This is a genomic window from Entomomonas sp. E2T0 (assembly GCF_025985425.1).
Classification (GTDB): Bacteria; Pseudomonadota; Gammaproteobacteria; order Pseudomonadales; family Pseudomonadaceae; genus Entomomonas.
In genome coordinates this window covers 1513821-1529521 of sequence record NZ_CP094972.1, presented here as the reverse complement: position 1 = coordinate 1529521, position 15701 = coordinate 1513821, and the positions used below count along the sequence as shown (strand labels likewise).

The window sequence follows — 15701 nt, the reverse complement described above, 5'->3', positions numbered from 1 at the left end:
TTTTATAGATTAATACTGTTATTTGTACAACATACTAGTATTGTTATCTTTAAATTCTGTTATATAGCCATTGCTATAAATGGACATATTTTAAGAAAATGGATTAACTATTACTTCAACTTCTTTTATTTGTTTCATAGGTGTTTTACCTCTAGATAAGAGTTTTTTCCCATAAGGCTTCATTAATCGTTGGTATTCATCTATTTTTACTAGGTATCTAATACCCACTTCTTTTAAACAATTCATCCTGATCTGTTCGTCTCGTTGTAATCTACCTAAAAAGCAGATAGGATAAGTGGCTTTATGCTCATCCGTATTACAATTAAAGTAACTGCCTTGTCCTTTGGTTATGTCATGCCGCCATAACTCGCCTATCATTTTTCCCAGATGAATATCCCCTCGTTTTTTAGCACTGTTATAAAATAACATTAAATGTACATGATAGCCTCGTTCAAAACCATGCTCTAATTTGGCAACATAACCCTCTAAATAGTTAAATAGAGGATTACTCTGCATACGCTTTAAAAATCTGCTAGTATGGGTATAGAAGGTTTCATCAGTAATACAGAAGTCTTGGCTATAGCTTAAATCTACTCGAACAATTAATAATCTTGAGTTGATTTTATAAAGATCCTCAACATACTTTATATATTCTCTTAAATTATCAGTAAAACCCGTATCATGATGGTATTGACTAACAGCACTATTAAAAGCAGGGTCTTGTGCATGGATCAGTAAAGTGGTTAATAGTTGTTGAATATCACCTAATGCTCCAAGATTAATACTAAACTTCTTATAGTTATTATGCCAATAGCCATACTCTTCTTGTAATTCCACTTTACTTCTGATATCAACAAACTGATCACTTTGTATTAATAATCTACAGTAAGGCGATAATCCTTTATCATCAAATAGCTGTTGGAATAACACTTCATCAAACATAGAGTAGGCTTGTATCAATAAATAAAAGGGATGGTAGGGATTAAGGTAAGCCCGTTTTTCGCTAAGAAATGAATAGGTAAGTGCTATGCTTCTTTTATGTGGGTCATTCAGTAATTTTACAATGGCATTATTAATTCCTGCTGCACTATTGGCTTGTTGCTGTTTTAAGAAATGAAAAGAAGAAAGTGTGTTAGTATTTATGTTAAACATATAAATAACCCTTTTAAACAATATTTTTTAACTATTTGTTGTAAAAAGGTATTGGTCTTGTTGAAATCTGCTCTATAGTGTTGTTAAAAGAACTACAACTTATATGTTAATGGTTGAAAGATAACTCTAATAGATTATATTTTATGGGCAACATCTTTCTGATAATAATAAAATAAATAAGAATATTATTAAGATACATTGATACTGTAGTATTAATATCATTAACTAATACTATAAGAACCAACCCTAACTAAAATAAAACACCTTAGTACTATAAGGAAACTTATCTTTTCCAAAATAGCTCAATTTATTATAAAGTAATCTGATACCATCAACGATACTTAGCCGAAAAGCAAAATAGAAAAAATAAGAAAGCGAGATCAATACCATTAAAATCAGCACAATCAATTAATGCCTACTTTGTGCAACCTTCGCTAATAACCAATGGTCTATTTCAGTAGATAACCAACCAATAGATTTAGCATTAAGCTTAATGGGCTTGGGAAAGCTGGCATCATACCGAGGCGATTTAACATCTAGCCAATCATAAATAGTAGATTTACCTATGCCTAACTTATTAATCACCTCTTTAATACGCAGGATACGAACCTCAGAAGCAGCCGTTCCAGCAGATAATGTAGGTTGACTATTGGCTTGATCCTGAGAGAGAGGTTGAATAGTTGAATTTAAGGTTGCTTGCATTTTTACAGGGGTAACAGTATTCATATATTAAGCTCCAATAAAAAAACCACTTAAAACGGCTCCCTGACAGGAAAACGTTAACTAAGTGGCTTATGGTAAAAATAAAGAAAAATGGATTTAAATTTAAAAACAGATGAGCAACAATATTGTCCGAAAATACTAATTAATCCTGTGTACTGCATAGCCTAAATATGGATTAAAAAAATAACAAACAAACTATGCCATCTCATGATAGGATGAATATGTAATTTTTTATTTTTTTGTTTAATATGTTCTAAAATAGTATTTTTTACGCTTGCTTTGTTTGTCCATCTTTTTAGTATTTACTTAAAGAATTCATTTTCATGGAGCTTAATTATTCTTCCTTGTCATTACCTTTATCAAAGAGCATTTTTTTAGGTTGCTTACAGGGAATTTGATAATAGGGAAACCAAAAATCTTGATTAAAGTAATTCTGAAGATAGAGATTAAATTGCTTCCTTTTATCATCTTTACTATCTTTAGTGATTTTTATTTGAATATCTAGTGTCTGCTCTATCTCAACTTTTGTAATACGTGCTGACTGCTGAATTTGTTTTATGAGTGCTTCTTTTTCCTCTATAATACTTGCATCAATATTTTTTTGTGATAATAAGCGTTTTACAATTAAACAATGCCATACTAGTTTACCCTTAACAACAATAACCTTCCAAAGATAACGGCTATGGCTATCAATTAAGCGCTGATTCTTTAATTGTGATAATAGTTTGGTTCTGAAAGACTTAATATGAATCAAAGCATTTTCTAGCTGCTCTGCATTGTTTACAGTGTCTGAAAAGACAATATTAATGTGATAAAAAGCAAAGTGGGTGTCTACTAAAAAAAACTTAGCTAAGTAAGCCTTACTTTCTTTAAGATGATTTGTTGTATTTTTCTCAAAACGCCTTACTTTCTCAGATAAAGGAGGATATTTTAGTTTAGTTCTTAACCACTCATATTCAGCCACTAGATTAGCCATTTGGTCTTCTAGACCAACAATATTTTTTGCGTGTAGCAGAGCTGTGATTCTAGGCCACTGACGAAAGAGATTAATATAGGGATGATACGTTATTAGGGAGCTATTCATAAGGCCTTGAGGAGATAGATTACCTAACTCAGAAATTCCTTTAAGATTTTCTTTGTAGCCATACTGTTTAAGCTTTTTATCTTTACTGCCGTTGACACTGCCTTTATCCTGAAGCGCATAGATAAACAAAGCACCTTTATACTTTTTTAATTGCCGCATGAGTTTAACAAGCTTAATCAGTTTATCATATTGAGTATTTGTTGAACTTATCATTCAATGCTTTTCCTATTGAGGTTATTCAAGGCTTTTTTATTAATCACTTGAAAACAATAAAGTCCTTCTAGATGTGTTCGATATAAGTTAGAATGTGAAAAATAAGATTTTATAAGATTCATTAGCTCTTCTTCACCATCCTGTTGAGTAAGTAGTAGCCCCCATAAACGATCTAAATCATGTGATCTCATAGCAGTACTTTCTATAATTGTATCAAAAACAGCTTGTATTTTTCTTTCGTCCGTTTCTGTCATAATTGCTTTTAACTGAGCTATTATATATTCGGCATCTTTATTATTTTTAAGTGCCTGTACTATTTCAATTTCATTAGAAAGTTTGATTTTTTGCTCATCTGCCCGTAGCCTAAAGCAGCAGGGGAAAACAGACTGGCATGAGGCAATTAAATATCCATAATCAGGATATGAAAACCCCATACACATAAAGCTAAACTCAAACATGTTATCACGGATCTTTAAAAAACGAATAACAACTGTTTGATGGTCTCTAAATATTTTGTCAATGCAAGTATACATTTGCTGTATCGCATGATACGTCTGCGCCCATGAAATAGGCTTAATAATTTCAAGGCTTATTTTGAAGTAGTATATTTCCTTATTTTTACCACTAAGATCAAAATTTGGTATTTGCTTAAACAACTTATAAAAGCGCATAACTTGCTTGTAGCGATTCATTGTTGTTTGCTGATATGCCTTATCTTGTTTTAAAAAGTCTGTTTTATGTTGATGATAGCACTCGATCATTTTTTTTATTATAGGGTCATTATACCCATTAATTACCTTATTATTTTCCCAAATCAGACTTTCTAATAAATATGGTATTTCCACTTTTAATACATCAAAAAAATCGGAGTATGGAGATAATTTAAAGCAATCATAATACTGCTTGATAGCTTCACTTGAATTAAATTGTTTTTTATTCAAAAGTTTTTCTAAAGCAAACCATTGCTGCAATAGATGCTGAATAATTGTTATATTTTTATCTGTTAACTTCCTCTCAAGAAAATCCATTTTAAAAAAAGCCTTACAAGACTTAATAAAATAAACGATCAGCTGTAAATCTTCTTTTACTAGCAAGCCTGTATTATTACCACTTAATATTTCTTGTAAATAGCTATACTTACTCATACTTTTATTACTTATAAAAATAAACTAAGAAAACATAACATATTTAGCATCAATAGCCTAGAAACATAATAATAAATATAAAATCAGTATCAAATAAAATTAAAATAATACCTTAATATTAATTAAATTTAATTATATTAAATTAATATAATTATTTTATAAATAAATTGTCTTATTATTAGCTATTTATATTAAATAACCCTATTTATTTTTATAAATTTAAAGTGTCTAGTTATTATTCTTATTCTATTTTATAGTAGATTAATATAGATTTATCTAATAAATAGAAAGAGGAAATGCATGATTAGCACATCATATTTAGCTTTAAGGATTGCTTATTTAGCTAAAATTAATAAGAGAAAAAGACTCACTATCAGTGAGGCTAGTTTAAAAAAACTGGCACAAAGTACAGTATTACCTATCTCTTATTTGTATAGTTTAAAAAATGCATTGGAAGAACTAGGCTATTTTTTGGGTACTTTGGAAGAAGGAGGTTATGGATTGTTTCCTATACAGAGCCTAAAAAATGCTCCAGCATTAAGCATTTCTGCTGACCATAAAGAGCAATTTGAAAGCTATGATGAAGCGCAGCTTCGTAAAAAATATGATGAAGACACAGTAAAGGATGTGGTAAAAATAAATGAACCAGCAGATATTAATATAAAGGCTACATTATGGGATACTTTAATACTCATTGCTAAAAATAAAGAATCAATAACTTATGGAAATTTAGCTAAAAAATTAGGCTTTAAACATCATAAAAAACTAGAAAAACTATTAAAAGAACTGGTTATATACTGCACAAATAAAGGACTGCCCCGATTGGATTATTTAGTCAGCAAACAAAGTACAGAGCTTCCCTCTGGAATAACAAGTTCAGATGACACTGACTATAACACTGTAAAGGAAAAAATCTACCAACATGATTGGAACAAAGAGCCTAATCCATTTGCTGATAAAACAGAAGAATCAAACCATACTCAAGAAATAGTGGATACGCAACAAACAGATCCTATCAATGCTACACCTAATATAGCTGATAATGTTACAATTGATCAAGAATCACAAAGCTTAGAGCAAACAACTACAGAAACAGATGCAACAGAAGAAGATTTAGATACTGTAATAGAAGAAAAAACTGTATCTACCCATGTTCCTCAAGCTGATGTAGTGTCTAGTAATGAAGATAATTATGATATTGAACATTTATATGGTTCCAGAAACAACTCAGGTTTTAGCGAAACAAGTAAGCAAGATGTTATAACCAATGCTTCTGATACAAATACTATTGATAATTTTAACAATAATAACTCATCACCAGAAACAGGGACTGATTAGCAAGGTTCGATAAACACTTTGAAAACCTAAATAGGGTAGATAGCAAAAAGCAAATAACAACTAATGCAGTGCAGGAGATCTTAAAAAGAAATCATTGAAAAAATATTAGAGTAATAAATGGAAAGCTAAAAAAAGAAAAACTATAGTAGTATAATTTGATAGTTGTTCTGATTTAGTCTTATGTCATTTCATTAAAGGCAATACAAAATGGCCCTCTAAATGGCCCACCTTTATACTTTACAAAATAAAAACCCCTTGTAAAACAAGGGGTTTAATATTTAAGTGGCGGAAGCGCAGAGATTCGAACTCTGGGAGGGCGTTAACCCTCGCCGGTTTTCAAGTCCAGACATAAAATCATTATAATCATAGTGTTAAATCAAAATCATTTCCGCAAATACTTATTTTCATAGCCTTTAAACCCCTTGTAATTACTAAACTGCTATTTTAATTGCGGAAATGATTTTGTATACTTATAACCATCTTTAGTCTTATTTATGTAATAATATTTTCTGCTTAATTTAAAAAATAAATAAAGAATGTGTTATGTTAAAAAAAATTGAAGATATAAAAAAAGCTTTAGAGGCAAAGGCATATCTTTCAGCACTAGCTTTAACGTTAACCTTGCCAGATATATGTGGCAAAATAGCTTATCCTAATGATAAGAATGGTGAGAGATATATTAAATGGTTTAATGAAAACCTCACTAAATATGATTATCCAAAAGAATTTGATGAAAAACTAAAATTTGATGGTAAAAAATGCTGGAAACTACGTTGTGCATTTCTTCATGAGGGTAGTATTAACGGCATACCTGATATTGATAAATTTGAGTTAAGTATTTCAAAATCGTTTAATGGACTTTATGGCGCTAGCAAGTACAGTATTAACGGCAACGAAGAGAACCCTAGTTATGCTATCCGTTTAGACATTGCTCAGATTTGTTTTCGGATTTACTCTTGCGCAGAAGCATTTTATGATAAGCATGAAGATAAATCTGTATTTGAAGATCAAAACATAACCATAATTGATATCGATGCTGAAGCAAATAAAATTCAGAGAAATGAATAAGGATTTTTTATATGACTGATACCCCCTCTCAAAAAGATATTTTTATAGATAGATTGAACTCCAAACCATATAGTAATAGGGTATCTTTACAATTAAAAAGTAAACTTATAAATGGCAATGACTATTATTTTCGTGGTGTTATACATGTTATAGATGTGCTTGAAGGAATAACAAAGCCTAGAATACAAGATTTGAGAGTAGATTTATTAACAGATCCGTTAAAACAAAACTTAAAAGGAAATTTAATAGGCTATAAACATGTTCATTACCAACATGATGCTGTAGGCTACTTTTTAGCTAATATAAGCTTAGAGTTAACTGGCAGTCCTGATACTTTTCAGTCTATAGATGACCTAAAAAACTATAAAGAACAACACAATATTCCATCTAATGCTATAATTAAAAGCCTACTAAAAAGAAGAAATGAAGGTAGGTCAACTCAACATTGGTTGCTATTTGTCGAAAATAGCAAAGAAAATTATTATTTAGATACTAGCGAACATGTAAAATCAAAGTCCACAGAAGAAATTAATTTAAAAAATAATTTAGATAATCTAAAACGTACAATTCATATGAACAAATGACTGTACTTGACAACACAATTGGAAGTGGTACTACTGGTGTTGCCTGTGTAAGAACTAACTGTCATTTCATTGGAATAGAAAAAGAAGAAAGGTATTTCAATATTGCTCAAGATCGTATCAATTAAGAAATTCAACATCAAAAGATGCAAACGGCATCTTTATTCTAACACTATAATTTAATAAATTTATTGAAGAATTCTTAGTTGTAGAGTTTCTACACTTAAATCTAATACTAAAGTCTAATAAGCAAATAAAACAATAACTTTACAAAGACTTGTTTTTTATATGGACATAATGTTTAATTAACGCGCTCTAGCTAAATCGTTAGGGTATGGGCTTGACCTCCCATTTGAACGAAAAACCGCCATAGATACAACATGATGCTACCTAGTGTTTTTTTGTGTCCGCTTTTATGGCGGACTATGGACGGGACGCTATTTAGCGTGCCGTTTTCGTTTCGTTCACGGTAGGTCACCCGTTCATAGTCCGCCCCCATATCTAGGCTGTTATAGGGCTTTAATTTAAAAACAAATAAGGATGTACCTATTATGTTTCACACAGCTAACGAAACGCATTTTTATTTTAATGTGCAAGGTATTTCTAATGATAATCTCCAAGTCCTCTCGTTCGATGGGATTGAAGGTTTAAATAGTGAATATATTTTTGAAGTAACATTAGTTTCAAATCATTTACGTTATGATATTACTAAGTTACTAAGTAAAAATGCTTATCTTTCTTTTACCCCTGATAAGTCTCAAGGGATACATGGAAATATACTTTTTGTGAGGCGTGGTGCAGTAGGTAAAGACTATTCATTATTTAAGGTAATTTTAGCTCCAAAATTTAGCCATTTGCATAAACGCTTTAATCAAAGAGTTTTTATTGATAAATCTGTAATCGATATTATTACTACTGTTCTTAATGAACATGGGCAACAGCAGACGATAGATTTTGACTTTAAACTAAAAGAACAATATCCCAAAAGAGAATTTTGTTGTCAATATGAAGAAAATGATGCAAATTTTATTTATCGTCTGTGCGAGGAAGAAGGTTTAAGCATTCATTACCAACATAATCAAGATAATCATTTAATGGTAATCAGTGATGATAATAACTTCTTTTCTAGTAATAATAATGCTTTTCACTATGCCAGCGATACAGGTTTTATAGCAGATTACCCTGTCTTTAAACGGTTAGATGTTAATTTAACGAGTGCTACTACAACGGCTAGTTATAGAAATTATAATTTTGAGACAGCTAAAATCCCTGAAGGCAATGCCCAAGGCAAGCAACATAAAAAAGCAAATGATGCCCAAGAGCCTTTATTAGAGTTTTATGATTACCCACAGCATCATCTTAATAAAGCCAGAGGCGACTATTATTCAAAAATAGAAATAGAGCGTTTACGCACTTTTCATATCCTAGCAGAAGCTTATACGGATATACCTGAACTAAAAAGTGGTTATTGCTTTAGTGTTGAGGATTTTCCTGCACTTGATACACTCGATAGTAGTGATAAATGGCTAGCTATCCAAGTATATCATCAGGGTAGACAACCGCAAGTCATTGAAGCAATGGGCAGTGAAGTTAGTGCCATTATGCAACAGCCTAACTACTTATTTAAATATTACCAATTGCCAATCAATGAAGCCCTGCAATTTCCCTTTGATGAATTTGCCCAAGGGTATCGTAATTGCTTAGTGGCTATACCGCAAGCTGTACCACACCGCCCTCAAAGACTACATCCCAAGCCTAAAGTATTGGGCGCACAAACAGCTATTGTAACAGGTGCAGCAGGTGAAGAAATTTATTGTGACGAATATGGTCGTGTCAAAATTCAATTTCATTGGGATCGTGAAGGCAACTATAATGAAAACTCAAGTCATTGGGTAAGAGTAGCGAGCAACTGGGCTGGTGATGGGTATGGCACAGTAGTAGTACCTCGAGTGGGAATGGAGGTAAAAGTCGATTTTCTGGAAGGTAACGTTGATACGCCAATTGTAACAGGTGCATTGCATAATGGCGTTAATAAAGTACCTTATGATTTACCAGCCAATAAAACCAGATCAGTATTTAAAACTTCATCTTCTAAAGGTGGTGTAGGTTCTAATGAATTTAGGATAGAAGATAAAGCAGGCCAAGAACAAATCTTTGTGCAAGCACAAAAAGATTTTGACCAACTTACCAAAAATAATCACACCGTACAAGTTTTAAATAATAGTCACCTTCAGGTGCAAAATGAACACTCAGAAACTATAGCAAAGAATCGTTACCAACACCAGATTTCCGAGGAACATCATTTTACCGCACTTGATCGTAAAACCCAAATCATGATGAATGATCACAAAACTGTGGGTATATCAGAACATGAAACCATAGGTACTATTAAAACAGTACAGGCAGGGATGGAAATTCATTTAAAAGCTGGTTTACAAGCTGTAGTAGATGGTGGTTTAAGCTTAACTTTAAAGGCTGGTGGTCAACATATTATACTAAATCCAGCAGGAATCTGGATGACTATGCCAGTATGGACAGGAGGTGTACCAATGGAAGGAACACCAGCAGCACCCTTACTGCCTTTATCCAAAGGAGGTGTTGTTCCTGCTACTACTGCACCACCCGTAGCATTGGCAACCCAAAAAGCTGCTTTACTGCAAGGTAAAACACGTACTGCGCTTTGTCCTGTTGCAAAACAAGCAACAACTACTCAACAAACTATCTAAGTAGAGGCTAAAAAGACATGTATCAATCTACTTATAGTTTAACTGAACAATTAACTCAGCAAATTGCTAAACTACCTTGGCAAACCCATACCGTTAGTTTACTGCTTGATGGTATTAACATCAACAATCTACTTCATCGATTTTATACCCAAAATAATACTTCTACGTTTGAAGTACTTTATTTACAAACACCTTTTGCCCAACTGTATGATATTTCCCCTTGCTTAGTAAAATTAGACAATACTAATAATCCACATTTACAAGCCTATCTTAATAACCTAGCAAATGATTGGGGCTATATCTTAGTCAGTGATCAAGCGTGGCAACAACAAGTAGACCACCTTAGAAGCTTAATTTTAGTTCAATCATCCAGAGACGAAGAACCAACTATCTTAAAAATAGCTGATCCATTAGTGGCTAAAGCACTATTTGGTTTAGCACAAAGTCAAGAAGATACGCAATTCTTTGGAGCTTTTACACAAGTATATACCACAGACATAATAGATAATCAGCTAGATAGCTATCAACGTCCAAGTGATAAAAACATTGTACCTTTAACCTTGCCCTATCAACTTAGTAAAGCGCAAGATGAGCAACTAGATAAAGTAGAAACTAAACGTAATAACCATAAACTTTATCAACATATGCAACAGTATTTTCCAACATTCTTAGCAGATTATGCAGAACCAGATAAAAAACAGATTATCTGCAATCTAATCCAAGAAGCTGAGAATAAGGGATATACAACTCCTATGGAACAAACCTACTACCTTAATATACATGGCTATTTGGGAAATAATGTTCTACAAGAACATCCTAATATTTTTCAGCTTGTACAACAACAAACACTTCAATCATTACAACAAGCAGCAGAATTAGCTAAAACCATAGCCAGCCATTAATTAAAGGAATAACACCATGTCAGATCAAGCTATCCTAGATACCAGTAAATTAGACCCTAACCAAGTGGCTGCTGCTTCTGATGCTACACCTGTAAAAGAAAAAGCCAGTTGCCCCTTATCAGCAGATACACTACAACTAATCCCTATTCGTTATGCCCTAGTAGAAAACCTAAAAACCAATATCAAAACAGATGAAGTTAAAAGTCATCCTATAGGCTATCGTTTTATACGTGATGGTTGGCTTTATTTGGTTGATAGTAAAGATGGTCGTTTATATGAACTAAAGCTAAAAGATGGCGTTATTATAGAAAGAACCTTTAAGGGTAGATGGTTATCAGCCGATGTTCGGGGAGAATATGACAAGATACCACAAAGAGATAATAAAGAATTAGCCCTTGTATTTAAAAAAGATCGTGTTCTCTATATCTCTTTCTCAGAAATACAATGGACAAATAAACAATGCAATCAAATGGCCTACAAAAAAGAATGCGAATTCTTTATGCAAAAAGTAGATTTGATAGGTGTGGATTGCGCCCATCAAAATGAACATCTACTTACCAGAGAAAAAGCTGAACAATGGATTGCTGAAGTAGCAGAAAAACCGACTCAACCTGTACCAGAACACACATTCAAAGATGAAATCAAACCCTATACATGGGAAGATAAAACACAAAGTGAATTTAACCAAGCAGGTATAGGTAAGCTTCTTGCCCAAGTTAAACCAGAATGCCAAAAAGGTAACTACCTATTTGTGGCAGTCAACGATCACATTGGTATGATGCAAGACCTCGCCAATGAGCAAGAAAAAATAACTGAATGGATGGGTGATTGGTCAGAACAAAAATATACATCAGCCACTAACTACCAAAAATACAATATTGCTACCTATATAGAATCCACTTTAGAAATTACTGAAGAGAATGCCCTAACTAAAGGGGCAAGTAAATGGATGATGGGGCTAAGTGTTAATCAACGACAAACCATTTTTGATTATGTAACCGCCAAAATAAAAGTGGAATACAATAGTGGCATAGGTTGGATACCAGATGTTAATGCAACAGAAGCAGAAAAACAAGCTGCTGGCGATAGCGTACCTACCGTTCGTGCGCCTTGGTATTTAGAACTAGTGGCTGATATGGGGCAAAAAAAGCAAGCGATGATAGCTGCTATTACTCAAGCAGAATACGACAAACATAAAGACGAAATAGAAACCTTAAAAGACACACACATGTCATACCTTTATGGTAGTCTATGGGGTAATAGAGGTCTGTATGATTTAGTGCATATTAAAGAACTAAAAGACTACATCAAAACCGAAAGAGCCAGACTAAAACGTTGGCGAGCAAGGTTAGATAATATAACCCATGATCGCTTCCACCTTTATACCACTTACTTTCATAAAGCTACATGGTATTTTGATAACAGTGAAAAAGAACAATTCAAACAAGCATTAGCCTTAGAATGTAACTGCACAGGTGATTTACTGCGTACTGATAAAGTCATAGCAGATATGGCAGAGTTTTTAAATAAACATACAGAATATCTTTTCCCTGCTTTCCAAACTAATTTCACATCAAGTAACTTCACAGGATTAATCTCTACTATAAGAGGTTTAATGAACTCTGCTCAAGAGTACAAACAAGCTACTCAAGAAAATACAACACTTGAGCAAAAAACAGCCAATATGATTAATAAAGAATATTGGCTTAACTTTATGGATGATGATTTAAGTATTATAACCCTAAAAAAAGCTCAACAAGCTAACCTTAACCCTGCTATAACTCATGGTCTTCAAGAAATAATAGATAAATTAACAAAAGAACAACTAACACCTGAACAACAAGTTAATGTAGCCAATAACTTAGATCGTGTTACCCAAATAATGATGCGCTTAAAGCCAAGCCAAAGAGCCGCCTACCTAATTGCTTTAAAACAGCAAAATATGGCCTTTAAAACATCAGATCCTAAAGCGATTAACCAAGCTTTAACCTATATAGAAAATATAGGATCATTAGCCGAACAAATAAACTCGCTAATGAAACAAATCAATAAACTACAACGACAAATTAAAACCATTAATAAAATGAAAATTCGTTATTCGCCTGATTGGAAGGCACAGCGAACTAACCACCAATTAGCAATTAATAAACTGGAAGGACAAATCGCAGGATTAAACCAACAAATAGCCAGCAATGAAGAAAATCTACAACGTTATACCAGTCCACTACGTGAAGGTGAAACACCCTTTGCACTGACGGGTAATGACCTCACCAGTAATCAAAAATCCTTAATTGCCTTAGAAGAAGGGATGCTTAAAAAAGGTGTCTTACGTGGTTATGGTGTACCTGATAGTAGCTCTGCTTTAATTAAAAGCATATGGCTACCCAGCTTAATTTGGTATTTGCAATTTAATAATTTAATCGATACATGGCAAAACTATAATAACAAAACAAAAAATACTGGTGGCACACATCTAGCAGCTAGTCTTTTAGGTACTGCCTCAGCTAGTTTATCCTTGGCTCAAGCCGCCTATATTGGTGTGACTCAACATGCCATTAATAACCTTAAAACCGCTACTAATAATAGCTCTTTAGTAAAACAACTGGAAACTAAACTAGGCCGCTTCTCATTATTAACAGGATTTTTTGCTCAAGGCTTTGGGTTAGGTGCATCAGCACTCAATATTTATAATAATCATGCCCAATGGGTAGAATCCCTTTATTATGGTGATACCAAAGAACGACTAACAGCTCTAGGAGCTTATGGGGTTAATGTGGGGTCTTTTGGTATCGCAGGGATTGGTACAGGTAAAGGTCTGAAGGAAGGTTATGGTCTTATTCGTGATATTCGTCATATTAGACAAGGTTTTGGTGTAACTCGTGCAGCTACCCTATCAGCCGATGCTCAAAAACTTTACCAAGGGGCTAAAGGGGCTGTTTGGGCAGCCAGAGGGATTAGTTTTACCAGTTTATTAGTAAAGTTAGTACCTGTCACTATTGCCTTAACAGTAGTTCAAGTAGCGGCTGAATTTGCCTATAACTACTATAATTTATCTGATACTCAAAAATGGTTTTTAAAATGTTGTTGGGGTAAAGAAGATAAAAGCTGGGATTTAACTCAGCATAACCAACAATTAGCTGAAGTATTAATGATACCTTGGTTAGAAGATTATGGTGTACTGGAAGAAAATGGCCAATATTGGCGTGTCATTCGATTAATGATCCCTGGTCAAGACTTAACTACCTTAAAAGAAAGACCTTTAATATGGGCAGCACATTGGCAATCAGCCTATGAAGCACCTGATAAAGTAGACTATGCCCTCTATTTAAAGCAAAATAGCACCCTATTACAAGCGGCTGCACCAATGGTAATTGAATGGCGTTTGCCTTGGGTAGCAAAAAAAGATTGGGGTAATAGCTTAAAGGGCAGTTTAACCTTTAATCTATTCCATCGTAATGATATGAATCCAAACAATATGATGAATAACAATCAAGTAGGACTAGAGTATAAAGTGGCGATTAGCGATTGGGATATAGAGCGTGATACGGATAAGGAAACAGGCAAACCTAGCACTGACCCTGCGATTATTCAGGCAGATAAACATCCTAAATTGACTAGACAGCTTGGCTCTTATGTAATGTATACGGGTGAATTAAATTATGGCGAATAAACTACAACAGGCAGGCGATTATCAAAAAGGCCTATTAACAGACCGTTGGCAACTTGCTCCTTTGCCTGTTCCTTTAAATGAACCAGCCATTGCCCAACACTTAGATGTAGATACTGCCAATCACACTACTATCAATTATGGACGCTCTGATTATTTAAGTGCTGAATTTGGGGTAAGAATGAGCATCTCTGGTATAACTGTGTTCTTTATTTCCTTTGTAATAGTACATATTATTGTTAATTTTGCTGCAATGAATAGGGATGGTCATGACTTTATAACAACGTGGGTTAATGGTTGGCATGAAATGAAAGTAATGTATATTCTCTATGCTGGAATGTCATTATTTATATTGGTAGTATCAATATATTATCTATTTAAAAAAGGCATTGAACCGCCTATTCGTTTTAACCGAGAAAAACGCCAAGTCTGCTGTACCATGCCCAATGGTAAAACCCTAATTGCTGATTGGGAAAAAGTAAGTGTTATAGCAGAAGCTAAAATGCAAGTTACTGCCTACTATGCTATTCAAGGTGGTGCTTTAACGCTAACTATACCTGATAATAGTTGTGATGAGGCAGGACAGTTTGTAAGGGATTACCCTTCAGAAGCATTAGCTATTGATGAATGGGAAGCTATTAGAACCTATATGGAAGAAGGGCTAGATAGCTTAAGACAAAAAACCGATAAACTAGAAAAACAAGCATTAGAAAATAACTTAAAAAACTTACCTAAAGATAGCCTAGAATACTGTAGTGTCCTCTGCCAATATCACCCTGAAGGCAGTGTAGATTATTTTTATGCAGTTAAAAATCGAGTTAAAAAAGAAGGTAGCCTAATCAAATATATTTGGTGGCTAACTATGCATAGTGTTACCTTGTGGACTTTACCTTGCCATATAGTACAGTTTTTAGATAAACACCCACGCCTTAAACTCACTAAAGAAATGTTAGCTTGGTCAAAACCTATTCCCAAAGAACAATGGGCAAAACCTAGCGAAGAACTACTAAAACAAACTAAACAACTACAACAACTTTATGCTAAAGGTCTTAGCTTTAAAGAGGTAATACACAAAAGCTCAAACTAATTATACTGTGATGAA

General features: G+C 33.4%; 12 protein-coding genes. 8 read left to right on the top strand and 4 right to left on the bottom strand.

Features of this window, described 5'->3' with window-relative positions:
- Window positions 1–90 precede the first annotated feature (90 nt).
- The 4 genes from MTZ49_RS07335 to MTZ49_RS07320 form a co-directional block, all read right to left on the bottom strand.
- Window positions 91–1152: an inovirus Gp2 family protein gene (locus MTZ49_RS07335; protein ID WP_264747685.1), complete on the bottom strand. Its 1062-nt coding sequence runs from the start codon at window positions 1150–1152 to the stop codon at window positions 91–93.
- Window positions 1153–1560: 408 nt separating this feature from the next.
- Window positions 1561–1878: a helix-turn-helix transcriptional regulator gene (locus MTZ49_RS15755; protein WP_319804748.1), complete on the bottom strand. Its 318-nt coding sequence runs from the start codon at window positions 1876–1878 to the stop codon at window positions 1561–1563.
- Window positions 1879–2209: 331 nt separating this feature from the next.
- Complete coding sequence (locus tag MTZ49_RS07325; protein ID WP_264747684.1) at window positions 2210–3172, bottom strand: hypothetical protein; 963 nt, start codon at window positions 3170–3172, stop codon at window positions 2210–2212.
- Window positions 3169–4317 carry a hypothetical protein gene (locus tag MTZ49_RS07320; protein WP_264747683.1) on the bottom strand — a complete coding sequence of 383 codons (1149 nt, stop codon included), beginning with the start codon at window positions 4315–4317 and terminating at the stop codon, window positions 3169–3171. The genes MTZ49_RS07325 and MTZ49_RS07320 overlap by 4 nt, the downstream gene beginning before the upstream one ends.
- 300 nt (window positions 4318–4617) lie before the next feature.
- On the opposite strand from MTZ49_RS07320, the gene MTZ49_RS07315 reads away from it, so the two are divergent.
- The 8 genes from MTZ49_RS07315 to MTZ49_RS07285 all read left to right on the top strand — a co-directional run bounded on the left by MTZ49_RS07315 (window position 4618) and on the right by MTZ49_RS07285 (window position 15686).
- Complete coding sequence (locus MTZ49_RS07315) at window positions 4618–5655, top strand: hypothetical protein (protein ID WP_264747682.1); 1038 nt, start codon at window positions 4618–4620, stop codon at window positions 5653–5655.
- 543 nt (window positions 5656–6198) lie between these two features.
- On the top strand, window positions 6199–6723 hold the full coding sequence (locus MTZ49_RS07310) for a hypothetical protein (protein ID WP_264747681.1): 525 nt from the start codon (window positions 6199–6201) through the stop codon (window positions 6721–6723).
- Window positions 6724–6734: 11 nt separating this feature from the next.
- Window positions 6735–7307 (top strand): hypothetical protein, encoded by a 573-nt coding sequence (locus MTZ49_RS07305; protein WP_264747680.1) that lies wholly within the window; start codon window positions 6735–6737, stop codon window positions 7305–7307.
- On the top strand, window positions 7304–7432 hold the full coding sequence (locus MTZ49_RS15800; protein WP_201091055.1) for a DNA methyltransferase: 129 nt from the start codon (window positions 7304–7306) through the stop codon (window positions 7430–7432). The genes MTZ49_RS07305 and MTZ49_RS15800 overlap by 4 nt, the downstream gene beginning before the upstream one ends.
- Window positions 7433–7855: 423 nt before the next feature.
- Window positions 7856–10030, top strand: a complete 2175-nt coding sequence (locus MTZ49_RS07300; RefSeq protein ID WP_264747679.1) for a type VI secretion system Vgr family protein — start codon at window positions 7856–7858, stop codon at window positions 10028–10030.
- Window positions 10031–10047: 17 nt separating this feature from the next.
- Complete coding sequence (locus MTZ49_RS07295) at window positions 10048–10932, top strand: DUF4123 domain-containing protein (protein ID WP_264747678.1); 885 nt, start codon at window positions 10048–10050, stop codon at window positions 10930–10932.
- Between the two features lie 16 nt (window positions 10933–10948).
- Window positions 10949–14602 (top strand): toxin VasX, encoded by a 3654-nt coding sequence (locus MTZ49_RS07290; protein WP_264747677.1) that lies wholly within the window; start codon window positions 10949–10951, stop codon window positions 14600–14602.
- On the top strand, window positions 14592–15686 hold the full coding sequence (locus MTZ49_RS07285) for a hypothetical protein (protein WP_264747676.1): 1095 nt from the start codon (window positions 14592–14594) through the stop codon (window positions 15684–15686). Before MTZ49_RS07290 ends, MTZ49_RS07285 begins: the two co-directional genes overlap by 11 nt.
- Window positions 15687–15701: the final 15 nt, after the last annotated feature.